Source organism: Spirillospora sp. CA-108201 (genome assembly GCF_050936235.1).
Lineage (GTDB): Bacteria > Actinomycetota > Actinomycetes > Streptosporangiales > Streptosporangiaceae > Spirillospora.
Window position 1 is genome coordinate 8,354,216 of sequence record NZ_JBNJNE010000001.1, and the last position, 21,405, is coordinate 8,375,620.

The 21,405-nt window shown below is 71.5% G+C and carries 18 protein-coding genes and 1 pseudogene; 10 read left to right on the top strand and 9 right to left on the bottom strand.

Annotated features, from left to right (window positions below; all coding sequences use genetic code 11):
- The first annotated feature begins 140 nt into the window (after positions 1-140).
- The 5 genes from ACQEU6_RS40130 (at position 141) to ACQEU6_RS40150 (ending at position 4,787) form a co-directional block, all read left to right on the top strand.
- A complete protein-coding gene (locus ACQEU6_RS40130; RefSeq protein WP_499338924.1) occupies positions 141-506 on the top strand; it encodes a hypothetical protein in 366 nt (121 codons plus the stop codon).
- A complete protein-coding gene (locus tag ACQEU6_RS40135) occupies positions 503-1,846 on the top strand; it encodes an enolase C-terminal domain-like protein (protein WP_499338925.1) in 1,344 nt (447 codons plus the stop codon). Before ACQEU6_RS40130 ends, ACQEU6_RS40135 begins: the two co-directional genes overlap by 4 nt.
- A gap of 43 nt (positions 1,847-1,889) precedes the next feature.
- Positions 1,890-2,321, top strand: coding sequence for an acyl-CoA thioesterase (locus tag ACQEU6_RS40140; RefSeq protein ID WP_499338926.1), 432 nt, complete (start codon positions 1,890-1,892; stop codon positions 2,319-2,321).
- Positions 2,318-2,911, top strand: a complete 594-nt coding sequence (locus ACQEU6_RS40145) for a GNAT family N-acetyltransferase (RefSeq protein ID WP_499338927.1) — start codon at positions 2,318-2,320, stop codon at positions 2,909-2,911. Before ACQEU6_RS40140 ends, ACQEU6_RS40145 begins: the two co-directional genes overlap by 4 nt.
- Before the next feature lie 463 nt (positions 2,912-3,374).
- Positions 3,375-4,787, top strand: a complete 1,413-nt coding sequence (locus tag ACQEU6_RS40150; RefSeq protein ID WP_499338928.1) for a S28 family serine protease — start codon at positions 3,375-3,377, stop codon at positions 4,785-4,787.
- Positions 4,788-4,946: 159 nt separating this feature from the next.
- On the opposite strand, the gene ACQEU6_RS40155 is transcribed toward ACQEU6_RS40150, so the two are convergent.
- The 4 genes and pseudogenes from ACQEU6_RS40155 to ACQEU6_RS40170 form a co-directional block, all read right to left on the bottom strand.
- Positions 4,947-6,518 (bottom strand): glycoside hydrolase family 13 protein, encoded by a 1,572-nt coding sequence (locus tag ACQEU6_RS40155; RefSeq protein ID WP_499338929.1) that lies wholly within the window; start codon positions 6,516-6,518, stop codon positions 4,947-4,949.
- A gap of 24 nt (positions 6,519-6,542) precedes the next feature.
- Positions 6,543-6,908 (bottom strand): annotated as a pseudogene (locus ACQEU6_RS40160) (globin); the annotation flags it as partial.
- 439 nt (positions 6,909-7,347) lie between these two features.
- A complete protein-coding gene (locus ACQEU6_RS40165) occupies positions 7,348-8,379 on the bottom strand; it encodes a mechanosensitive ion channel family protein (RefSeq protein ID WP_499338930.1) in 1,032 nt (343 codons plus the stop codon).
- A 299-nt stretch (positions 8,380-8,678) separates the two neighbouring features.
- Positions 8,679-8,963 (bottom strand): hypothetical protein, encoded by a 285-nt coding sequence (locus ACQEU6_RS40170; protein WP_179836786.1) that lies wholly within the window; start codon positions 8,961-8,963, stop codon positions 8,679-8,681.
- A 470-nt stretch (positions 8,964-9,433) separates the two neighbouring features.
- On the opposite strand from ACQEU6_RS40170, the gene ACQEU6_RS40175 reads away from it, so the two are divergent.
- Entirely contained in the window at positions 9,434-11,005 is a 1,572-nt protein-coding gene (locus ACQEU6_RS40175) for an NsdA family TPR-like regulatory protein (RefSeq protein WP_499338931.1), read from the top strand.
- 5 nt (positions 11,006-11,010) lie between these two features.
- Positions 11,011-11,613, top strand: a complete 603-nt coding sequence (locus ACQEU6_RS40180) for a GNAT family N-acetyltransferase (RefSeq protein WP_499338932.1) — start codon at positions 11,011-11,013, stop codon at positions 11,611-11,613.
- A gap of 538 nt (positions 11,614-12,151) precedes the next feature.
- Here the strand turns inward: ACQEU6_RS40180 and ACQEU6_RS40185 are convergent.
- Positions 12,152-13,021, bottom strand: coding sequence for a class I SAM-dependent methyltransferase (locus ACQEU6_RS40185; protein ID WP_499338933.1), 870 nt, complete (start codon positions 13,019-13,021; stop codon positions 12,152-12,154).
- A gap of 193 nt (positions 13,022-13,214) precedes the next feature.
- Positions 13,215-15,347, bottom strand: a complete 2,133-nt coding sequence (locus ACQEU6_RS40190) for a prolyl oligopeptidase family serine peptidase (protein WP_499338934.1) — start codon at positions 15,345-15,347, stop codon at positions 13,215-13,217.
- A gap of 261 nt (positions 15,348-15,608) precedes the next feature.
- On the opposite strand from ACQEU6_RS40190, the gene ACQEU6_RS40195 reads away from it, so the two are divergent.
- Both ACQEU6_RS40195 and ACQEU6_RS40200 read left to right on the top strand, forming a co-directional pair.
- The gene (locus ACQEU6_RS40195) at positions 15,609-16,118 is read left to right on the top strand and encodes an HNH endonuclease (RefSeq protein WP_499338935.1); all 510 of its coding nucleotides are present in this window, start codon (positions 15,609-15,611) and stop codon (positions 16,116-16,118) included.
- Positions 16,119-16,136: 18 nt separating this feature from the next.
- Positions 16,137-16,355, top strand: coding sequence for an FmdB family zinc ribbon protein (locus ACQEU6_RS40200; RefSeq protein ID WP_499338936.1), 219 nt, complete (start codon positions 16,137-16,139; stop codon positions 16,353-16,355).
- Between the two features lie 16 nt (positions 16,356-16,371).
- On the opposite strand, the gene ACQEU6_RS40205 is transcribed toward ACQEU6_RS40200, so the two are convergent.
- From ACQEU6_RS40205 to ACQEU6_RS40215, 3 genes are all read right to left on the bottom strand, one after another.
- Complete coding sequence (locus tag ACQEU6_RS40205) at positions 16,372-16,719, bottom strand: DUF1330 domain-containing protein (RefSeq protein ID WP_499338937.1); 348 nt, start codon at positions 16,717-16,719, stop codon at positions 16,372-16,374.
- Positions 16,720-16,817: 98 nt separating this feature from the next.
- Positions 16,818-18,680 carry a dihydroxy-acid dehydratase gene (gene ilvD, locus ACQEU6_RS40210; protein WP_499338938.1) on the bottom strand — a complete coding sequence of 621 codons (1,863 nt, stop codon included), beginning with the start codon at positions 18,678-18,680 and terminating at the stop codon, positions 16,818-16,820.
- 249 nt (positions 18,681-18,929) lie between these two features.
- Positions 18,930-19,733 (bottom strand): nuclease-related domain-containing protein, encoded by an 804-nt coding sequence (locus tag ACQEU6_RS40215; protein WP_499338939.1) that lies wholly within the window; start codon positions 19,731-19,733, stop codon positions 18,930-18,932.
- A gap of 232 nt (positions 19,734-19,965) precedes the next feature.
- On the opposite strand from ACQEU6_RS40215, the gene ACQEU6_RS40220 reads away from it, so the two are divergent.
- Positions 19,966-21,390: an amidase gene (locus ACQEU6_RS40220; RefSeq protein WP_499338940.1), complete on the top strand. Its 1,425-nt coding sequence runs from the start codon at positions 19,966-19,968 to the stop codon at positions 21,388-21,390.
- The last annotated feature ends 15 nt before the right edge of the window (positions 21,391-21,405 follow it).

Below are 21,405 nucleotides of genomic sequence, written 5' to 3' on the forward strand. Positions count from 1 at the left end.
CGCGCGGCCGTTCGCGTTTCCGGCGCGGCCGGTGATGCGCGCGGAGCATCGAACGATGCGGTCTTCGTGTTGGACAGGTATCGATCACGTCTCCTATCGTCCGGTTCAGGCATGCCGCCCAGCCGAGGAGGACGGGGACGTTGGCGCAGCTCACCGGGCAGATGCTGATCGGGTTCGAGCGCGCCGCCGAGCCGGGGAAGGAGTACGCCGGGTCGGTGACGCTGGGGGCCGGGCGGTCCTGTACCAATTTGGGCCTCGCCTTCGCGGTCGACGGACCCGGTCTCGACACGTTCCTGGACGCGGCGGCGGCGCGGCTGCTGCCCGTCCTGGAACGGCTCGCCGGACGGATCCTGTGGGGCGGGTGGCCCACCGGCGCCCGGGTCGGGCACGCCATGGTGCACGGCGGACCGTACCCGGCGACGTCCGACGGGCGGACGACGTCCGTCGGGAGCCTCGCCGTCGAGCGGTCCCAGCGGCCGAGCGCCTACCAGGGGGTTCCGCGGTGAGCACGCCGGTCGTCACCGGGATGCGGGTCGTGCCGGTCGCCGGGCGCGACAGCATGCTGCTCAACCTCGGCGGCGCCCACGGCCCGTTCTTCACGCGGAACCTGGTGCTGCTCACCGACTCGTCCGGCAGCACGGGCGCCGGGGAGGTGCCGGGCGGCGAGGGGATCCGGCGGACGCTGGAGGACGCGCGGGAACTGGTGGTCGGCCGGCCCATCGGACGCGCGGACGAGATCCTCAACACCGTCCGCGCGACGTTCGGCCACCTGGACGCGGGCGGGCGCGGCCCGCTCACGCACGACACCAGGATCACCGTCCACGCGGTGAGCGCGATCGAGGCGGCGCTGCTCGACCTGATGGGGCGGTTCCTCGGCGTGCCGGCGGCGGCGCTGCTCGGCGACGGCGTCCAGCGCCGCACGGTCCCGGTGCTCGGCTACCTCTTCTACGTCGGCGACCGCACCAGGACGGACCTTCCGTACGAGGCGCCCCCGGACGGGGCGGACGGCTGGTCGCGGGTGCGGCGCGAGGAGGCGCTGACGCCCGAGGCGATCGTCCGGCAGGCGGAGGCCGCGCGGGAGCGCTACGGGTTCGCCGACTTCAAGCTCAAGGGCGGTGTCCTGCGCGGCGAGGAGGAGGCGCGGGCCGTGCGGGCGCTCGCCGAGCGGTTCCCCGGCGCCCGCGTCACCCTGGACCCGAACGGCGCCTGGTCGCTGGAGGAGGCCGTCCGGCTCGGCGCCGGGCTGCGCGGCGTCCTCGCCTACGCCGAGGACCCGTGCGGCGCCGAGCGCGGCTACTCGGGCCGGGAGACGATGGCGGAGTTCCGCCGCGCCACCGGGCTGCGCACCGCCACCAACATGATCGCGGTCGACTGGCGGCAGCTCGGCCACGCGATCCGGCTGGACGCGGTGGACATCCCCCTTGCCGACCCGCACTTCTGGACGATGCGCGGCTCGGTGCGGGTCGCGCAGCTCTGCGAGGCGTGGGGGCTGACCTGGGGCTCGCACTCCAACAACCACTTCGACGTGTCGCTGGCGATGTTCACCCACGTCGCCGCGGCCGCGCCCGGCGAGATCACCGCGATCGACACGCACTGGATCTGGCAGGACGGCCAGCGCCTCACCACCGACCCGCCGCGGATCACCGGCGGCGCGATCGCGCTGCCCGAGGGCCCGGGGCTCGGCGTCGACGTCGACGAGGAGCGGGTCGCGGAGGCGCACGACCTCTACGTCCGGTACGGGCTGGGCGACCGCGACGACGCCGCCGCGATGCGGTACCTGATCCCGGACTGGCGGTTCGACCCGAAGCGACCCTGCCTTGTCAGGGACCGGACCCGCTCCGGGTAGCATCGGGCCGACCCCGGTTCCCCCCCTCATCCCAGGCGAGGACATGCAGCAGTTGCCCGCGGCCGAGTACCGCCACGTCTACGAGTTCAAGATCCGGTTCGGTGACATCGACTCCCAGGGACACGTGAACAACGTCAAGTTCCTCGGCTACCTGGAGGACGCGCGGCTGGAGATGTTCCACGGGGACCCGGTGCGCAAGGGGGAGCAGCCCGTCCGCGGCATGGTGATCTCCCGGCACGAGATCGACTACCGGTACCCGCTGCTGCCGACCGTCTACCCGATCCGGGTCGAGACGTGGGTGACCGAGGCCCGCGCCGCGTCGTTCAAGCTGGCCTACGAGGTGCGCGACGACGACCACGTGTACGCCGAGGCGACCTCGACCCTCGTCGCGTTCGACGTGGAGGCGAACCGGCTGCGCCGCTTCACGCCGGAGGAGCGGGAGTTCATCGGGCGGTACGTGGTGCCCCGCGCATGACGACTCTCGCCGGCCCCCCGCCCGCGCTCGACGGCCGTCGAGCGGGGGTGCGCCTGCGCGCCGTCCAGACGGCGGACGCGGAGGCGCTCGCGGCGCTGTACCGCGAGAACCGCGACTACCTGCGTCCCTGGGAACCGGAACGGGGCGAGGCGTCCTTCACCGTCGACGGCCAGCGCGACAACCTGCGCGAGCTGGTCGAGGCGTACGCGGCGGGGGAGATGTGGCCGGGCGTCGTCCTCGTCGACGGTGAGGTCGCCGGGCGCATCACGCTCAACAACATCCTGCGCGGTCCCCTCCAGAGCTGCTTCGTCGGCTACTGGGTGGCGCGCGCGCACGCGAGCAAGGGTGTCGCCACCGAGGCGGTCAGGCAGGCACTGGACGTGGCGTTCGGCGCGCTGCGCCTGCACCGCGTGGAGGCGTTCACGCGGGTCGACAACCTCGCCTCCCAGCGGGTGCTCGAACGCAACGGCTTCACCTGCGTGGGGACGGCACGCCGCCACATTCACCTGGACGGACGCTGGCACGACGAGCGGCTCTTCGAACGCCTGGCCCCCTGGGACGACGGCTTCGCCCTCGTCCCTCCCGCCTGACCGCGCCGTTCTCGCGCCAGGTGACTCGCGCGTCGCCGCGGACGGGACGACCCTTCGCCGACCCCGCAGCCGCCCTCGGCCGACTGAATCTCCCGGCCTGAGCGCCGTTGCGCCGAGCCGGTCGCCGTCCGGGCCCGCCGGTGTCTCGCGTCTGATCGAGGTCGCCCCGTTTCGGCCCCGGCCGAAACGATCTCTGGTTCCGGCCGGTCGCCGTTCCCCACGTGATCGAGGCTCGCCGGTTCGGCCCGCGTTCCTGCAGCGTGGACGCCATTGCCCGCCTGATCACCGTTTCGCCCATCATGAGGTTGTTTTCCGGTCTGATGGGGTGACAACCGACCTGTCACGGATAGGTAACAAGCCCAACAGCAATCCGTTTTTGCTGGGCTTCTCCCTCTAGGGTCGCGACGCGAATGTGGAGATCCCACGTGAAAGGGGCACAATGCGGCGCGTCTCACGAGGAGCCATGGCACTGCTGCTCGCCGCGGGCATGACCGGGGCGGGCGCCACCGCGGCGCAGGCCGCGGTCACGGCTCAGGCGGGCACGGCGAAGGCCGGCGCCGCCCAGGCGGGCGACATCCTCGCCCAGCTGAAGGCGATCCCCGGCATGCAGGTGACGGAGAAGCCGTCCACCCTGCCCGGCTACCGCTGGTTCTGGCTGGAGTACCGGCAGCCGGTCGACCACCGCAACCCGCGCGGGAAGTGGTTCGAGCAGCGCATCATGTTGCAGCACAAGGCGGCGGACCGCCCCATGGTGCTCTACACCAGCGGGTACAACACGCCGGAGACGATGTTCACCTCCGAGCCGACGGCACTGGTCGACGGCAACCAGATCTCCGTCGAGTACCGGTACTTCACCCCGTCCCGCCCGGAGCCGGCGGACTGGAAGAAGGACACGATCTGGCAGGCCGCCACCGACGAGCACCGGCTGATCGGCGCCCTGAAGACCATCTACCAGGGCAGGTGGATCTCGACCGGGGCCAGCAAGGGCGGCATGACGGCCGTCTACCACAAGCGGTTCTACCCGCGGGACGTCGACGGCAGCGTCGTGTACGTGGCGCCGAACGATGTCGACAACAACGACGACCGCGCCTACGACAGGTTCTTCCAGACGGTCGGCTCCGACCCCGAGTGCCGCGCGAACGTCAAGGCGCTCGCGCGCAAGTTCCTCGTCCGCCGCACCGAGATGCTCAAGCGCTTCAAGGCCGCCGCCGACGAGAACGGCTGGACGTTCGACATCCTGCGCACCCAGGACCGCGCGTTCGAGAACTCGGTGATGGACTACGAGTGGGGCTTCTGGCAGTACAGCCTCCAGTCCGACTGCGCGGCGCTGCCGAAGGCGGAGAGCGCCACGGACGACCAGCTCTACGAGACGCTCGACAACATCTCCGGCCTGTCGTTCTACAGCGACCAGGGGCTCTCCCCGTACATCCCGTACTACTACCAGGCGGGGACGCAGCTGGGCTGGCCGACGCCGAAGTTCAAGCACCTGCGTCCGCTGCTGCGGTACGAGGACAGCTACCAGCCGCGCACCTACGTCCCGCGTGACATCGCCATGCGGTTCGACAACGGCCGCGCCATGCGCGACATCGACCGCTGGGTGCGCGGGAACGCCGAGCACATGCTGTTCCTGTACGGCGCCAACGACCCGTGGGGCTCCGAGCCGTTCCGCCTCGGGCGCGGCAGCCGCGACTCGGCCGTCTACGTCGCCCCGGGCATGAACCACAGCGGCCGGCTCATCGCCAAGCTGCCCGGTGACCAGCAGTCCAAGGCGGTCGCCGACGTCAAGCGCTGGGCGGGCGCCGGGACCGGCATGCAGACCCTCAAGTCGGCCCCGATGGCCGACGACCCGCTCCAGCTCCAGCGCCCGCCCCTGTAGCCGGAGGCGCTGAGCGGTGCTGTAGCCGGAGGCGCTGAGCGGTGCTGTAGCCGGAGGCGCTGAGCGGTGCTGTAGCCGGAGGCGCTGTTCGGCGAAGGACCGGGGTGTGCCGGTCCGTGCGTTGACCCCTCGCACGGACCGGCGCACCGCGTCGTGCGTTCAGGGGGCGCTCAGCCAGGCGGCGGCGTTGCCGGGGAGCAGCTTCCCGTAGAGGGGTGTGCTGGTGAGGAGCGGTGTGCCCTCCGGGAGGCGCACCGGGTTCTCGCCGCAGTTGAGGGCCAGGACCAGGGAGCCGCGCCGGAAGAACAGGGCGGTCTCGGGGGAGTCGATCCACTCCAGGTCTTCCGGGAGGTCGCCGTGCAGGCGGCGGCGCAGGGCGAGCGCCTCGCGGTACCAGCTCAGCATCGAGGACGGGTCGGACGCCTGCGCCTCGGCGGTCATGGACGCCCACCGCTCCGGCATCGGCAGCCACGGCCGGACGCCGTCGGGGGAGAAGCCGTAGGGCTCGGCACGGCCCGACCACGGCAGCGGTACCCGGCAGCCGTCGCGTCCGGCCGTCTGCCCGTTCGTGCGCTTGAAGATGGGGTCCTGCCGGACCTCGTCAGGCAGATCGGTCACCTCCGGCAGCCCCAGCTCCTCGCCCTGGTACAGGTAGGCCGACCCTGGAAGCGCCAACAGGAGCAGTAACGCCGCCTTGGCCCTGGCGAGCCCGATGCCCTGGAAGCCGTCCTGCTGCCCGTAGCGGGTGACATGGCGGACGGAGTCGTGGCTCGACAGCACCCACGTCGGGGCGGCGCCCATGGGGGCGACGGCCTTCAGCGCGGCGTCGATGACTTCGCGGAACGCCATGGCCGACCAGGGGGCCAGTTGCAGGTCGAACTGGAAGACCTGGTGCAGCTCGTCTGGGCGCAGGTAGAGCGCGAGGTCTTCTGGGCCGTCCGTCCACACCTCGCCTATGGCCATGCGGTCGCCGTCGTACTCGTCGAGGATCTGGCGCCATCTCCGGTACACGTCGTGGACTTCGGGACGGCTGTACATGGGCCCGTTCAGCATGCGCCGGTCGTGGCCGTGGAGGTCGCGGAACGACGCGTCCTTGAACAGGCCGGCGGCGACGTCGATGCGGAAGCCGTCCACGCCGCGGTCGAGCCAGAACCGCAGGGTGTCCTCGAACTCGTGCCGCACGTCCGGGTTGCGCCAGTTGAGGTCGGGCTGCTCGGGCGCGTACAGGTGCAGGTACCACTCGCCGTCGTCCAGCCGCGTCCAGGCGGGGCCGCCGAACGCCGACGGCCAGTCGTTCGGCGGGGCCTCCTCACCGGGACGTTCTCCTGGCTTGCCGGAACGGAAGATGTAGCGGGAACGTGCGGGCGACCCGGGCGGCGCCGCGAGCGCCTCCCGGAACCAGCGATGCCGGTCGGAGGAGTGGTTCGGGACGATGTCGACGATCAACCGCAGCCCGTGGGCGTGCGCGTCCCCCACCAGGGCGTCGAAGTCGTCCAGCGCGCCGAACCGGGGATCGACGTCGCGGTAGTCGGCCACGTCGTAGCCGCCGTCGGCCAGCGGAGACGTGTAGAAGGGGGTCAGCCACAGCGCGTCCACCCCGAGATCGCGCAGGTGGCCGAGCCGGGACCGGATCCCCTGGAGGTCGCCTTCGCCGTTCCCGTCGGCGTCGGCGAAACTGCGGACGTAGACCTCGTACACGACGGCGTTGCGCCACCAAGGGGTTCGCGTCATACGGGGCCCTCTACCCGCTCAGGTCGGGGCGTTCACCATGCTCTGCGCCGCCATCGTGAAGTAGCCCCACAGCTGCCTCTCCAGATCCGCGGGAAGCCCGAGCTCGTCCACCGCGACGCGCATGTGCCGCAGCCACGCGTCCCGCTCGGCCGCGCCGATGACGAAGGGCACGTGGCGCATCCGCAGCCTCGGGTGCCCGCGCTGCGTGCTGTAGGTGTTGGGGCCTCCCCAGTACTGGATCAGGAAGAGGCGCAGTCTCTCCTCGGCCGGACCGAGGTCCTCCTCGGGGTAGAGCGCGCGGAGGTCGGGGTCGTCCGCGACCCCCTGGTAGAAGCGGTGCACCAGCCGGTGGAAGGTCTCCTCGCCGCCGACCGCTTCGTAGAAGGTCACCTGTTCAGCCATAGCGCTCCCACCCTATGTGAGGGACGTCCCCTTCCTCACCTTGATCCACTAGGAAGGCGGGCGGCACGGTCACGGGGCTCGGAAACGACGGGTCGGCCGCCCAAAGCACAAGAGCGGCCTCCCCGTCGTTACCAGCCCGGCGGAGATCGCCGAGGCCGAGGCACTCGGGGTCACGGAGAACGAACTCGGCCAGTACCTGTACGACGGGACCGGCGCGCTGGGAGCCGGGGCGACCGCCGCCCAGTTGCAGGCCCACCGGGAGCTGCAGGAGGCCGCGGGGGAGCCGCTCGACTACGAGAGGCACTTCCTCGCCATGACCGACCACGTCCCCTTCGGGGCCCGGGGGCGTGATCCGCCGCCGGCCCTCGACGAGAGCCCGGCCGTTACCTTTTCCGGTCCGGCGAAGCCCGGGAACGCCGGTCCCTTGCTAAGGGGCGGGGGTGGCGACGGTGACGCCCGCCTCGTCGAAGGCCCGCTTCACGCGTTCGCGCAGCTCGCGGGCGATGTCGCCCTGCCGGCCCGGGACCGTCTTCAGCACGACGCGGATCACGATGGCGTCGCCCGCGAGGGCCTGCACGCCCCACACCGACGGCTGCTCCAGGACGATGTCGTTCCACGGCGCGTCCGCGAAAAGCTCGTCGGCGGTGGCCTGCAGGATGTCCTTGACCTTCTCGGTGTCCTCGTTGATGTCGACCGGGATGTCCAGGACGGCGCGTCCCCAGTTCTGCGACTCGTTCCCGACCTTCTTGATCTCGCCGTTCGGGACGTACCAGACGACGCCGTCGACGTCGCGCATGCGGGTGACCCGCAGGGTCACGGCCTCGACCGTCCCCTTGGCGCTGCCCACGTCGATGACGTCGCCGACGCCGTACTGGTCCTCCAGCAGCATGAACAGCCCGGCGAGGAAGTCCTTGACGATGTTCTGCGCGCCGAAGCCGACCGCGACGCCGATGACGCTGGCGCTCGCCAGGATCGGCGCGAGGTTGAGGCCGAGCGAGCCGAGGATGCTGAACGCGGCCGTCCCCATGATGAGGATGGACGCGATGGAGCGCAGCACCGAGCCGAGCGTCTGGGCCCGCTGGGCGCGCCGCCTGTTGAGCAGGGCCGGGCTGCCCTCGAAGACCGTCCGGGACCGCTCCCGGACCTTCTCCGACATCGTGCCCTCGGCCATCCGCAGCGTGACCTTGGTGATCATCCGGTGCGCGATGTTCTTCACGATCAGCGCGACCACGAAGGTCACGATGATCCACAGCAGCGTGGTGAGCGGCTTGTCCAGCCAGGTGGCCCAGAACTGGGTGAAGTCGGTGTTCTTCGAGATGTTCCAGACCAGGCGGCACGAGACGCTGGGGTCCGTGTTCTTGCAGGCCGCCTCCGGGGTGCCGTTCTCGGCCCAGGGCAGGAAGGGCTTGGCGACCGGCGCCGCGGCGAGCGGCACGCTGATCGACGCGAACAGAGACATGGTGGTGCAGACCCTCCCCGGCCATCACGGTTCCTCGCCACCTCGCCGTTGACCGGCTGCGAGTACGAGCCCGATCGTAGGGGACGGTTCCGACCGGTTCATACGAACGCCGGGGCCGGTGGCGCGGACTGGCCGGGGAGGGGGGCCTGCCGGGCGAACGTGTCCCGCGTGGTCTGCGGCTGCCGCGCCCTTCGCCGCGGCCTCGCGGGACACGCCCGGCCTGGTGGGCGCCCGGTCGGAGGGCGCCCGAGTCTGTGACGGAACCCGGTCCCGGGCTCAGGGGCCCGGGGAGCGTCCGCTCACCTTGCGGCGAGCGGCTGGAGGACGTGCGCCAGCTTGAGGGCGGCGCCGCCGACGTCGTCGACGCGGTGCATGCGCTCGCCCCACGACCACCAGAAGTAGTGGTCCTTGGTCTCGGGAGCCGGCGCGCAGGTGACGTCCTCCGCGAGGCTCGCGGCCTCGGGGTTCACGACCCTCAGGAAGGCCGGCCCCGAGCGGGTCCTGACGACGCGCGCCACGAGGCCCCGCGTGTCCAGTTCATGCTCCAGCTCTTCGAGGTAGCCGACGCGTCTGTCGCTGACCACCTTCGCACCCCCTCCGTAGGCGGGCGGTCGCCCGCGAGCACACTGCCGGTCGATCCAGACGATCGACACTCCGGATTCGCTCGATCACAACACGAGAGATTTGCAACCCTCACACTGACCGGTCAAGGGGGCGGCCGAACATCGAAGAACCGGATTTCCCCATCTCAGGGGAAGTCCTCCTCCCCTTGGAGGAAAAATCTCTACCCGCGGGGTGCGAGGCGCCTCCCGGCCGTCACCACTTCCCCGGAATCGCTTGGCGGCGACTGTGGCGAGGATTACGCTGCGTGCGCAAGAGGTTATCTGTCGTGGTCGAAATCGACCGGTCGCCGTGGCAGGGACGACCGCCCACCCCCCCGAGGGGGCGGCGTTCCGGCCCGACGGGAGGAGGCCGGATGTCGGACCCCCCTCGGAGAGAAACGGACGTCGCTCGCCGGATCCGCGCGCACGCCCTGGCACGAGGACGGGGCCCGGTGGAGATCGCACATGAGATCCACGAGCAGTGCGGCCCGCTGTTCGGGACCAGCCGGGTCAAGGCGCACCGGCTGGCCCACGGCGTCGCGCTGTCCGACATCGTGGCGCAGGTCAAGGCGCTCTACGAGGTCGACGGCAAGCCGCCGCCGCGCCTCGGGGAGACGCTGCTGTCCGCCTACGAGAGCGGGTACAAGCGCCCCGGCCCGGAGTACCTGCACTACCTGTGCGCCGTCTACCGGGTGGAGCCCGACGCCCTCGAATACCAGAGTCCCTGTATCTGCGGCCGCGGTCACGCGGTCCGCGCGGGCGCCGCGAGCGTCCCGCAGCCGCGCGCGCCGGACCACCGTCCGGTACCCGACCCCGACGCGATCGTCGGGGCGATCGTGCCCAGGAGCGAGGAGCGCCCCTGGGCGACCGTGACCGATCTGAGGGGCCATGACCGCGCCGACGGCCCCCTGACCATTGATGTGGGAGAGGAGGACATCGTGCTTCGTAGAACGCTTCTGCAACTGCTGGCCGGAGCGGGCGTGGCGCTCGACGGTCAGTTCCTTGGGGCCGTCGACAACCTGCGCCGCAAGATGGACGACACGCTCGTCAGCGCGACCGTCTCGCCGACCATGCTGGACCAGTGGGAGGAGACCACCTACGGCTACGGCCGGCAGTACCAGGCGACCCCGTCCCTGCGGATGCTCTGCGACGTGCTGCTCGACTTCAGCGAGGTGCGGCGCATGTGCGACAAGCGCCAGCCGGTCGAGCTGCAGGAGCGCCTGTGCCGGATCGCCGCCCAGCTGTCCGGGCTGTCCGGGCTGATCATGATCAACCTGGGGGACCACCGGCTCGCCCGCTCGTTCTTCCGGACGGCGCGGACCGCCGCCGACGAGACCGGCGACCGGCAGCTGCGCGCCTGGGTGACCGTCCGCGAGTCGCTCGTGCCGATGTACTACGGCGACCCGCGCGAGGCGCTGCACCTGGCCCGCAAGGCGCAGGACCTCGCCGGCCGCACCCCCGGCGTCGCCGCCGCCATGGCCCCCGCCGTGGAGGCGCGCGCACTCGGCATGCTGGCGATGCGCGGCCGCGGCGACGCCGCCCCCAGCGCCCGCCGCGCGCTCGTGCGCGGCCGCTCGGTGTTCGACCAGCTCTCCAAGACCGACACCTCCGACCTGGTGTTCGGGTTCACCGACCGGCAGATGGCCTTCTACGAGGGCGACACGTTCACCAACCTCGGCGACCACAAGCAGGGCGACGAGGTGCTCAGCCACGCCCTCACCCTGTACTCGCCCACCGACCGCGTCGACCTGACCCTGGTGCGGCTCGACCGGGCGATGTGCAAGCTGCACGCCGGCCACCCCGAGGCCGCGCTGACCGCCGGCCGGGAGGCCATCTACGACCTGCCCGCCGACCACCGCTCCGACATCCTCGTGCACCGCGCCCGGCAGATCGGCGCGGCGGTCGCGACCAAGCACGGCCAGATAGCGGAGCTGACCGACTTCTACGAGGCCCTCTCCGGCCCGTCGGTCAAGAGCCCCACCCAGGATCCGCCCGCCGCCGTCCGCCCGGGGGAGCAGGTCTGACCGGGATGAGCACCGACAGCGCCTCCTGGCAAGGCCACCCCACCCTCGTCCGGCTCAGGGACGATCCCCCCGAATGGCGCTACGGCGACCTGCGGATCCGCCGCTACCACGCGGCCGACCACGGCGTCGTCCTGGCCCTGCACCAAGAGGGCCTGGCCCAGGTCGGCCTGCGCCCCGGCGACGGCGTCTACTACGACCACGACTTCTTCCAGATGGAGAACATCTATCTCCGCAACAACGGCGAGTTCCTCGTCGGCGAGCTCGACCGCCGGATAGTGGCGATGGGCGGCCTGCGCCGAGCCGACCTCATCCCCGGCGGCCACGACCGTGCCTACGGCGGCTACGCCCTCGGCAACCCGACCCTGGACACCGCCGAGATGGTGCGCCTCCGCGTCCTCCCGGCGGTCCAGCGCCGAGGCTACGGCACCGCACTGGTCCAGGCCCTGGAGGAACGCGCGGCAGAGTACGGCTACCGCATCCTCCGCGCCGACACCACCGAGCTCCAGACCCCGGCCCTGGCCCTCTACAGCAAGTTCGGCTGGACGGAAACCCGCCGCGAACCCATCGGCGGCATCGTCAACATCTACATAGAAAAACCGCTCCGCTAGCCGGCTATCAGGCGGCCGCGCCAACCCCAACTCCGCGATCGCGTCCAAAGGCAGATCCGAGCGAAGCAAGAACCTGATCGCGCGGAGCGATGCTGGAGGGCAGCCAGGCCGAAAGAGAAGAAAAAAGCAACAAACACGCCCCAACCCCCTCCTGGAGGCTTCCCAACCCCAGGAGGGGGCCGATCATGGGCACGGTTGGCCGTGCGTGTTCCCCCGGAAGCGTAGCGCGATCTTCGGAAGTCTCCTACCAAAGGAGGTCAGCCCAAGGCACCCCCACCCCCCCGAGCGCCCCCGCGACACCCCCAACAACCCCCGCGACCGCGAAACAGATCCGAGCGAAGCAAGACCCAGACCGCGCAGGGGCCGCAGGGCAAGCCGCAGCGATGCCAGCGGTGTGTCCTTCGGTTCCGAGGCAGGGGGTTGCGGCACTTGGCGCTCCGACCTCAGCCCCCACCGCAACCACGCGACAACCTCAATGGCCGCGATCGCGTCCGAAGGCAGGTTCGAGCGAAGCAAGAACCTGATCGCGCAGCGAGCCTCAAGGCGAGACGGAGCGATGCCAGCGATCGCTCGCAGTGCCCGACGATGGAGGGCCGCCAGGCCCGAAGGAGGAGTGCACTGCAATAGACACAGCACTCCCTGCTACTACCTGCATGAGGGGGTAGCGGCGTTGGCGGATGGCGGTGTAGCCGCGGTCGGTGAGGGCGCGGGTGATCTCGCGGTCGCCGAAGGCGGTGAAGCCGGTGGCGCGGCGGAGGAGTTCGGCGCCGAGGCCTGGGGTGGGGAGCGGGCGCCGGGAGGTGAGGATGATCAGGTTTCCGCCGGGCCTGAGGACGCGGGTCATGCCGTCCAGGGCGGCCCAGGGGTCGTCGAAGAGGTAGAGGGCGCCGAAGCAGCAGACGGCGTCGAACGCGCCGTCGTGGAACGGGAGGTCGACGGCGTCGCCGCGGATGTAGGCGACGGGGTCGTCGGCGGTGGTGTCGGCGACGGCGCGGGTGAGCATGGTCTCGGACGCGTCGAGGCCGACGACGAGGCCGCCCGGGCCGACGCCGGCGGCGAGGGCGCGGGTGACGTTGCCGGGGCCGCATGCCACGTCCAGGACGGTGGCGGGCGGGCGGGCGGCGTAGCCGGGTTGTGAGAGGCCGAGCCAGTCGCGCGCCATGGCGTGCTCCTCGGCGGTGTCCGGGCCGAACGGCCAGCCCTTCGCGAGGTTGAAGCCGATGGGCCGCCACGCCTTCTCATAGATGCGCGGGAGGAACGTCGACTCCATCACCGACTGGGCGAGCGAGGGCGACTTCTCGGACGCCCCGAGCAGGTCGAGGTACCCGGCGGACACATCAACGTCATCCGGCATCTCGCGGAGCAGCTCCAGCGCCCGCTCGACCGGCCCCCGCAACGTCGTGCTCATACAACTATTAGACCACGCGTCAATTCACCGCCCGCCCCCGAGCCCCGCTCCAGGCGGCAAGATCACGGCGCGACGGCAGCAACCCCGCTACTGCGCCCCCCTCAGCCACCGCCGCACCACGCGACAACCTGGGCCCGCGATCGCGTCCGAAGGCAGGTGCGAGCGGAGCGAGAACCTGATCGCGCAGCGAGCCTCAAGGCGAGACGGAGCGATGCCAGCGATCGCCGACTGTGTGCTCTGGCTCCGGGCCCCCAGGGCCCGGAGCCAGAGCACACAGTCCAAGCAAGAACGTGAGGGTGTCGGCTGTGAGGTCTGCTGAGCGGGTTACTGAGCGGGCGGCGTGGCCCACGTCGGGTTCGTCGCGCAGGAGGATCGGGTTTTCGGAGGAGGTGGCGTGCTGGAGGGCGGCGCACAGCTTGCGGGCGTGCAGGGGGTCGACGCGGGTGTCGCTGCCGAAGGTCGTGAACAGGACGGCCGGGTAGGCGGTGCCGGGGTGGACGTGGTGGTACGGGGAGTAGCCGATGAGCCAGCCGAACTCCTCGGGGTCGTCGGCGGTGCCGTACTCGTCGTTCCACGTCTGGCCGAGGCCGAAGCGCTCGTAGCGGACCATGTCCAGGAGCGGCGCGGAGCACACCACCGCCCGGTACAGGTCGGGGCGCTGGGTGAGGGCCGCGCCGACCAGGAGGCCGCCGTTGGAGCCGCCGGAGATCGCGAGCTGGGACGGCGTGGTGAGGCCGTCGGCGATCAGCTTCTCGGCGGCGGCGTGGAAGTCGTCGAAGACGTTCTGCTTGCGGTCCCGCATGCCGGCGCGGTGCCACTGCTCGCCCTCCTCGGAGCCGCCGCGCAGGTTGGCGACGGCGTAGACGCCGCCCGCCTCGACCCACGCGAGGATGCTCGCCGAGTAGGACGGCGTGAGCGAGATGTTGAACCCGCCGTAGCCGTAGAGGATCGTGGGGCGCGGCCCGGTCAGGCCCGGACGGGAGGCGACGAGCATGCGCACCTCGGTCCCGTCCCGGGAGGTGTAGACGACCTGGCGCGTCTCGATCTCGGGGACGTCGACCGTGCCCGGCGCTGACGCCCACGGCGTCGTCTCCCCGGTTCGGGCGTCGTAGCGCAGGACCGACGAGGGGGTCACGTTGTCGGTGTAGCCGAACCAGGCCTCGTGTCCGCCCTCGGGCCGCTCGACGATGCCGCCGATGGTGCCGAGCCCGGGGGTCGGGACGGCGCCGAGCCGCTCACCTGATGCCAGGTCGTGCACGGTGATCTCGCTGATCGCGTGGCGCGTCCATCCGGCGAGCAGGACGGGGCGTTCCAGGCCGTCGAGGATCGCGAAGTCGGTGAGCACGGCCTCCGGGTCCTGGGGGAGGAGGTCCCGCCACGTCCCGTAGGAGAGGTCGGACGGGTCGGCCACGCACAGCCGGGACCGGGGCGCGTCGCGGTCGGTGAAGACGTAGGCGCGGCCGTCGCGGCCCACGTGGACGCCGGTGGAGGCGTCGACGCCCTCCTGCACGGCCCGCAGCGCGGGCGCCTCGGGGGAGGACGCGTCCAGGTCGGCGATCCACAGGTCGTTGCGGGGCGCGGTGCCCTGCGACGAGGAGATCGTCAGCCAGCGGCCGTCGCGGCTGACGCCGACCCCGTAGTAGTTGGTCTTGTCCAGGCCCGCGCCGAAGACCAGCACGTCGTCGGTGTCGGGTTCGGTGCCGACGCGGTGCAGGTAGACGCGCCGGTGGTACTGCTCCTCGCCCTCCGGCACCTCCCGTGCGGGCAGCCGGCGCGTGTAGTAGTACGCCTCGCCGCCCGGCAGCCAGGCGACCGAGGAGTACCGGGCCCGGTCGATCGGGCCCTCGACGCGGTCGCCCGTCGCGACGTCGATGACGTACAGCAGCGACTCCTCGTCGCCGCCGGTCGACACCTTGTACGCCAGGAGGCGGCCTTCCTTGTCGGGCTGCCAGCCGTCCAGCGTCGTCGTGCCGGCGGGGTCGAGGGCGGTCGGGTCGACGAGGACGCGCTCGGATCCGTCCGGGTCCACGGTGTGGAGCACCGGGTGCTCCTGGTCGGCGGAGCGGCGGGTGAAGAAGCGCCGGTCGCCCCGCCACACCGGGGCCCCGACACTGCCCGCGCCGAGCAGGTCGAGGAGGCGGGCCCGCAGCGCGTCCCGGCCCGGCAGCGTGTCCATGATCTTGTGGAAGAGCCGGTCCTGCGCCTCGCGCCACTCGACGGTCTCGGCGCTGTCGGGGTCCTCCAGCCAGCGGTAGGGGTCGGCGACCCGGTGGCCGTGGATGTCCTCGACGATGTCCTGGCGGTGCGCGGACGGATACGGCGTCATGAATGCACTTTATTGGGGGTTAAGCGCTGCCCGCCCCAGTACTCCCCGCGGGTTCCGTGTTCGAGCGGTGTGCGGCTGGGGATTATTGGGGTAGCGGACGACCTCCCTCAGACGCCACACTGATTCTGGTCGGTTCGCCCCTGGGGAGGTCCTCATGGCGAGTGCGCAGGTGCCGGAGACGATAATCGGGCCTCGGTGGGAGGCGTGCTTTGCCGCGACCACCGGGGCGAGCAGACACCACGGCCCGGCGGAGGGCGTCTGATGCGACAGGTCCTCCTCCTGAACGCGACGTACGAACCCCTCACCACGCTGCCTCTGCGGAGGGCGGTCTGCCTCGTGCTTCGCGAGAAGGCGGAGATCGTCCATCACGACACCTCGGGCGACGTGCTCCACTCGGCCACGATGACGGTCGAGATCCCGTCCGTCATCCGGCTCCGCCGCTACGTCCGCATCCCCTTTCGGACCCGCGTGCCCCTGACCCGCGCGGCGCTGATGCGCCGCGACAACTTTCGCTGCGTCTACTGCGGCCGCCGCGCCGAGACGATCGACCACGTCCATCCGCGCAGCCGCGGCGGCAAGCACGTCTGGGAGAACTGCGTGGCCTCCTGCATGACGTGCAACCACGGCAAGGCCGACCGTCTGCTGTCGGAGCTGGGCTGGACGCTCAGCGTCACCCCGGCCGTTCCGAGGGGCGCGCACTGGCGGCTCATCGGCCTCGTCCACGACGGCGACCCCCAGTGGGCCGCCTATGTCACCGAGCCCGCCGCCTGACACGCGTATCCTGGCGGTGTGCCTCGCTATGAATACCGCTGCCGCGGGTGCGGGTCGACCTTCGAGGTCTCCCGCCCGATGATCCAGGCGTCCGACCCGGCCCCGTGCCCGGGCGGCCACGACGACACCGTCAAGCTCCTGTCCACCGTCGCCGTCACCGGCACGTCCCGCGGCGGGGCGCCCCAACCCCCGCCGAGCGCGGGCGGCGGCTGCTGCGGCGGAGGCTGCTGCTCCTGACCCCGCGCTTCGCCGGTCAGCCGGCCTGGGCCGCGCGCAGCGCCTTGCCGGTCGCGGCGACGTCGTAGTCCGGCGGGACGCCCTGGAGCAGCACGAGGTGTCCGGGAATGTGGTCGCTGCGCTTCGGCGCGATCGCCCGGTAGGCGTCCGAGTCGTACCAGTCGCGGGCCTTGTCCATGTCGGGGAACTCGATGATGACGTAGGCGCCGTCGAACGGGCCCTCGACCACCTCGGTCTCGCTGGCGTGCACGATGAACCGGCCGCCGAACGGGTCCATGGTCTCCTGGATGCTCTCCATGTAGACGAAGACGTCCTCGGGCAGCGGCGGCTGGGGGGTCATGTGGGCAAGGGCGTAGGCGGTCATCGCGGTCTCCTTCAGCGGTGGGGCCGGGCTGGTTCGCCCGACACCCACCACCTTGCCCTAGATGGGGGAATGGTCGCGATTACCTGCCGGGTAATCGCTCAGCCGTTGAGGCGGTCGAGCTGGGAGACGTCGCGCGCGGCGCCGGTCGAGGCGGACGTGGCCATCGCGGCGTAGGCGCGCAGGGCCGCGCTGACCGGGCGGTGGCGGTCGCGGGGCCGGTAGCCGCCGAGGTCGGCGAGCAGCTTCTCGCGGCGGATCTCCAGCTCGTCGTCCGGGACGTCGAGCTCCAGCGTGCGGTTGGGGATGTCGATCACGACGCGGTCGCCGTCCTCGACGAGGGCGATGATCCCGCCGCCCGCGGCCTCGGGGGAGGCGTGCCCGATGGACAGCCCGGACGTGCCGCCGGAGAACCGCCCGTCGGTGATCAGTGCGCACGCCTTGCCGAGCCCGCGGCCCTTGAGGAAGCTCGTCGGGTACAGCATCTCCTGCATGCCGGGCCCGCCCTTCGGGCCCTCGTAGCGGATCACGATGACGTCGCCGGCCTTGATCTTCCCGCCGAGGATGCCCTCGACGGCGTCGTCCTGCGACTCGAAGACGACGGCGGGGCCGGTGAAGGTCCACAGTTCCTCGTCCACCCCGGCGGTCTTGACGATGGCGCCGTCGGGGGCGATGTTGCCGCGCAGGACGGCCAGGCCGCCGTCGGCGGTGTAGGCGTGCTCGGCGGAGCGGATGCAGCCGTTCTCGCGGTCGAGGTCGAGCGACTCCCAGCGGGCGCTCTGCGAGAACGCCGAGGTGCTGCGGACGCCGCCGGGCGCCGCGTGGAACAGCTCGACGGCCTCCGGCAGGACGTCGGGGGAGAGCACGTCCCACTTGGCGAGGAACTCGTCGAGGGACGCGGAGTGGACCGAGTGCGCCGACGCGTTCAGCAGGCCGGCGCGGTTCAGCTCGCCCAGCAGGGCCGGGATGCCGCCCGCGCGGTGGCAGTCCTCGACGTGGTACTTGCCGGTGGCGGGGGCCAGCTTGCAGACGCACGGGACGCGGCGGGAGATCGCGTCGATGTCGGTGAGCCCGAAGTCGACGCCGCCCTCGGTGGCCGCGGCGAGCAGGTGCAGGATCGTGTTGGTGGACCCGCCCATCGCGACGTCGAGGACCATGGCGTTCTCGAACGCCTCGCGGGTGGCGATGCTCAGCGGCAGGACGGACGCGTCGTCGCCGTCGTAGTAGCGCTTGGCGACCTCGACGACGGTGCGGCCGGCGTCCTCGTAGAGGCGGCGGCGGGCGGTGTGGGTGGCGAGGACGGTGCCGTTGCCCGGCAGCGCCAGCCCGATCGCCTCGGTGAGGCAGTTCATGGAGTTGGCGGTGAACATGCCCGAGCACGACCCGCAGGTCGGGCAGGCGCTCTCCTCCATCTCCAGCAGCTTGTCCTCCGGGAGGGAGGAGTCGGCCGAGGCGATGATCGGGTCGATCAGGTCGAGCTTGTTGCCGCCCATGACGCCCTCGACGGGCTTGCCGGCCTCCATCGGGCCGCCGGAGACGAACACGGTCGGAATGTTCAGGCGCAGCGCGGCCAGCAGCATCCCGGGGGTGATCTTGTCGCAGTTGGAGACGCAGACCAGGGCGTCGGCGCAGTGCGCGTTGACCATGTACTCGATCGCGTCGGCGATCACCTCGCGGGACGGCAGCGAGTAGAGCATGCCGTCGTGGCCCATCGCGATGCCGTCGTCGACGGCGATGGTGTTGAACTCGCGGGGGACGCCGCCGGCCTCCCGGACGGCGCCGGCGACGACCTTGCCGACCTCGTCGAGGTGGACGTGGCCGGGAACGAACTGGGTGAAGCTGTTGGCCACCGCGACGATCGGCTTGCCGAAGTCCTCGCGTTCCACGCCGCTGGCCCGCATGAGCGCGCGGGCGCCCGCCATGTTCCTGCCATGGGTGACCGTGCGTGACCTGAGCGGTGGCATTTCGACCTCTCCAAACCTGTGGCGTGCGGGACGACGGGCCGCGCATGGTTCGGCGTGGGCGGGCGGGTCGCCTGGAAGGGTGTACGCGCAGCGGCGGGTCGCGGCGCTGCCGCCGGCTCAGCGGAGGTTCGCGCCCGGGCCGGCCCGTGGCCTCCGATGCTACCAACCGCCGGAGGGCAGGAAAAAAGCCGGGACGGCGCTGTCCCGGCTTTGCGGCGGGCGGCCCGGGGAAGGGGCCGCCCTCGGGCCTCAGTCGGGGTACTTCGGGGGGAGGGACTCCTCGGCCGCCTGGAAGATGCGCTGGACGTCGCTGTCGGTGAGGATCTTCGGGCGGCGGCGCAGGTACGAGCGCGCCCGGTTGCCCGCGTAGACGTCGACGTCCCGCACCCGCATGACCTTCCAGGGGATGGACGGGCCGTAGATCGCCACGGACGGCTGCACCGGCACGTCGAAGCCGACCTGCTCGGCGAGGATGAGGCTCGCCATCTGGGCCTCCCAGCGCGCCTCGTCCAGCCGGTCCTTCTTGTTGAAGGGGCCGTGGAAGAGCTTGAGGTGGGACATGGTGCGCACGGGGAGGCGCTTGTCCCACTTCTCCGAGTCGATGGCGTAGACGCCGCTCGGCCCGATGACCAGGTGGTCGATCCGCCCGTCGCTGACGCCGTCGTCGTCGCGGGGGACGGCCCTCGCGTGCAGTACGAGGTATCCGTTGCGGCGCAGTGACTTCAGCTGCTTCTCGGTGCGGCGCTCCGCCGCCGAGGACTTCTGCCAGGCGGTCACCGTGGAGCTCCTGCGGGACTGCCGCACGTAGTCGCCGATGACGACGAGCACCGCGACGGTCAGGCCGAGCCGCCAGCTGGTCAGCGCGAGCGCGGCTGCGCCGGCGAGGACGGCCGCGCCGATCCGGTACGCCCAGCGGCGGATCTTGGGATCCTCGAGAGCCGCCGCGGCGGCGCTCCCCTCCAGCCGCTCCTTCACCGGTGTCCGGTCATCGTGTTCACGCGCCTCCTCGGACTCGGGTCGCGCCCTGGCATCCTGCGTGTTGCCCCGCTCCATGGTCCCCATGGTGACGCTCCGTGTTCCTTTCCCGTCGAGGGCATGATCCTCCGTGCGCAGAGTAATCATCGAGAAGTTGGGCGACCAGTCATGCCGGGTTAATGTTTTGTCGCCCCACGTCAGTGATTCTCTTACGACGCGGTCGGGTAGGCCAGTATTAATCTCCTTCCGCCGCTGCTGTCGTGTGTGCCCTCTTTGATGCCCGCGCACACGGCGTCTAGCGTTCCGGTTCGTGACACACATTCATGACCTCAGCGCCACCCGCATGGCCTCGGCGGTCCGCGCCCGTGAGGTGTCCCCGGTCGAGCTCGCCGACCACTACCTGGCCCGCATCGAGCGGCTGGACGAGCGGGTGGGCGCCTACGTGACGGTCACCGCCGAGCGCGCCCGCGAGGAGGCGCGCCGCGCCGAGAAGGCGGTACTGGAGGCGGGCGACCCGGCGGAGCTGCCGCCGCTGCACGGCGTCCCGGTGCCGATCAAGGACCTGAACATGGTGAACGGCGTCCGGATGACGTTCGGCTCGGCGGTCTACGCCGAGCTGACCGGGTTCGCCGACGACCACGTGGTCGCCAAGCTGGCGGCGGCCGGGACGGTGCTCCTCGGCAAGACCGCGACACCCGAGTTCGGGCTGCCCTGCTACACCGAGGGCGCCGTGTCGCCCCCGGCCCGCACGCCGTGGGACCCGTCCCGGTCGGCCGGCGGTTCGAGCGGAGGCGCCGCGGCGGCGGTCGCGGCCGGGCTGGCGCCGATCGCCCAGGGCAGCGACGGGGGCGGCTCGATCCGCATCCCGAGCAGCGTGTGCGGCCTGTTCGGGATCAAGCCGACCCGCGGCCGCATCTCCCAGGGGCCGGTCATCCCCGACCTGTTCGGGCTCTCCACCAACGGGCCGATCGCGCGGACCGTCCGCGACGCCGCCCTCATGCTGGACGTGATGGCGGGCCACATGCCGGGAGACCTGTACCGGGCGCCGCAGGCGGACGGATCGTTCCTGGCCCGCGCCGACCGCGCGCCGGGCCGGCTGCGGATCGCGCGGAGCCTCCGGCCGCCGGTGCCGGACGTCGAGGTCCACCCCGACTGCGTCGCCGCCTACGAGGAGACGTCGGCGCTGCTTGAGGAGCTGGGCCACGAGGTCGTGGAGCTGCCGGAGGTGCTCGGCTCCGACCTCGTCCCGCACTTCGCGACGCTGTGGGGCGTGATGGCGACGATGACGCCCGTCCCGGAGGGAGGCGAGGACCTGCTCCAGCCGCTGACCCGCTGGCTGCGCTCGTACGGCGAGAAGACGACGGCGCCGCAGCTGTTCCAGGCCCACGCGGCGCTCCAGGGGGCCCTGCGCGCGGCCTTCCCGGTGATGGACGAGTTCGACGCGATCCTGCACCCCACGCTCGCCATGCCGCCCGTGCCGGTCGGGTACTTCCACGACCAGGACCCGGAGGAGAACTTCCGGCGGCAGACGCACTTCACCCCGTTCTGCGCCACGTACAACATCTCGGGGCAGCCCGCGGTGAACGTCCCGCTGCACTGGAACGGCGACGGGCTGCCCATCGGGGTCATGCTCGCGGGGCGTCTCGGCGGGGAGGGGACGCTGGTCTCGCTGGCCGCGCAGCTGGAGGAGGCCCGCCCGTGGATCGGCCGCAAGCCGCCCGTCTGGACGGCGTGACGCGTCCCGCACCGG

What these genes read in the sequence shown, in the direction of transcription:
- ACQEU6_RS40140 (WP_499338926.1), top strand. Translation starts at nt 1,890, where the DNA reads ATGCAGCAGTTGCCCGCGGCCGAGTACCGCCACGTCTACGAGTTCAAG.
- ACQEU6_RS40145 (WP_499338927.1), top strand. Translation starts at nt 2,318, where the DNA reads ATGACGACTCTCGCCGGCCCCCCGCCCGCGCTCGACGGCCGTCGAGCG.
- ACQEU6_RS40150 (WP_499338928.1), top strand. Translation starts at nt 3,375, where the DNA reads ATGGCACTGCTGCTCGCCGCGGGCATGACCGGGGCGGGCGCCACCGCG.
- ACQEU6_RS40155 (WP_499338929.1), bottom strand. Translation starts at nt 6,518, where the DNA reads ATGACGCGAACCCCTTGGTGGCGCAACGCCGTCGTGTACGAGGTCTAC.
- ACQEU6_RS40165 (WP_499338930.1), bottom strand. Translation starts at nt 8,379, where the DNA reads ATGTCTCTGTTCGCGTCGATCAGCGTGCCGCTCGCCGCGGCGCCGGTC.
- ACQEU6_RS40180 (WP_499338932.1), top strand. Translation starts at nt 11,011, where the DNA reads ATGAGCACCGACAGCGCCTCCTGGCAAGGCCACCCCACCCTCGTCCGG.
- ACQEU6_RS40185 (WP_499338933.1), bottom strand. Translation starts at nt 13,021, where the DNA reads ATGAGCACGACGTTGCGGGGGCCGGTCGAGCGGGCGCTGGAGCTGCTC.
- ACQEU6_RS40190 (WP_499338934.1), bottom strand. Translation starts at nt 15,347, where the DNA reads ATGACGCCGTATCCGTCCGCGCACCGCCAGGACATCGTCGAGGACATC.
- ACQEU6_RS40195 (WP_499338935.1), top strand. Translation starts at nt 15,609, where the DNA reads ATGCGACAGGTCCTCCTCCTGAACGCGACGTACGAACCCCTCACCACG.
- ACQEU6_RS40205 (WP_499338937.1), bottom strand. Translation starts at nt 16,719, where the DNA reads ATGACCGCCTACGCCCTTGCCCACATGACCCCCCAGCCGCCGCTGCCC.
- ilvD (WP_499338938.1), bottom strand. Translation starts at nt 18,680, where the DNA reads ATGCCACCGCTCAGGTCACGCACGGTCACCCATGGCAGGAACATGGCG.
- ACQEU6_RS40215 (WP_499338939.1), bottom strand. Translation starts at nt 19,733, where the DNA reads ATGGAGCGGGGCAACACGCAGGATGCCAGGGCGCGACCCGAGTCCGAG.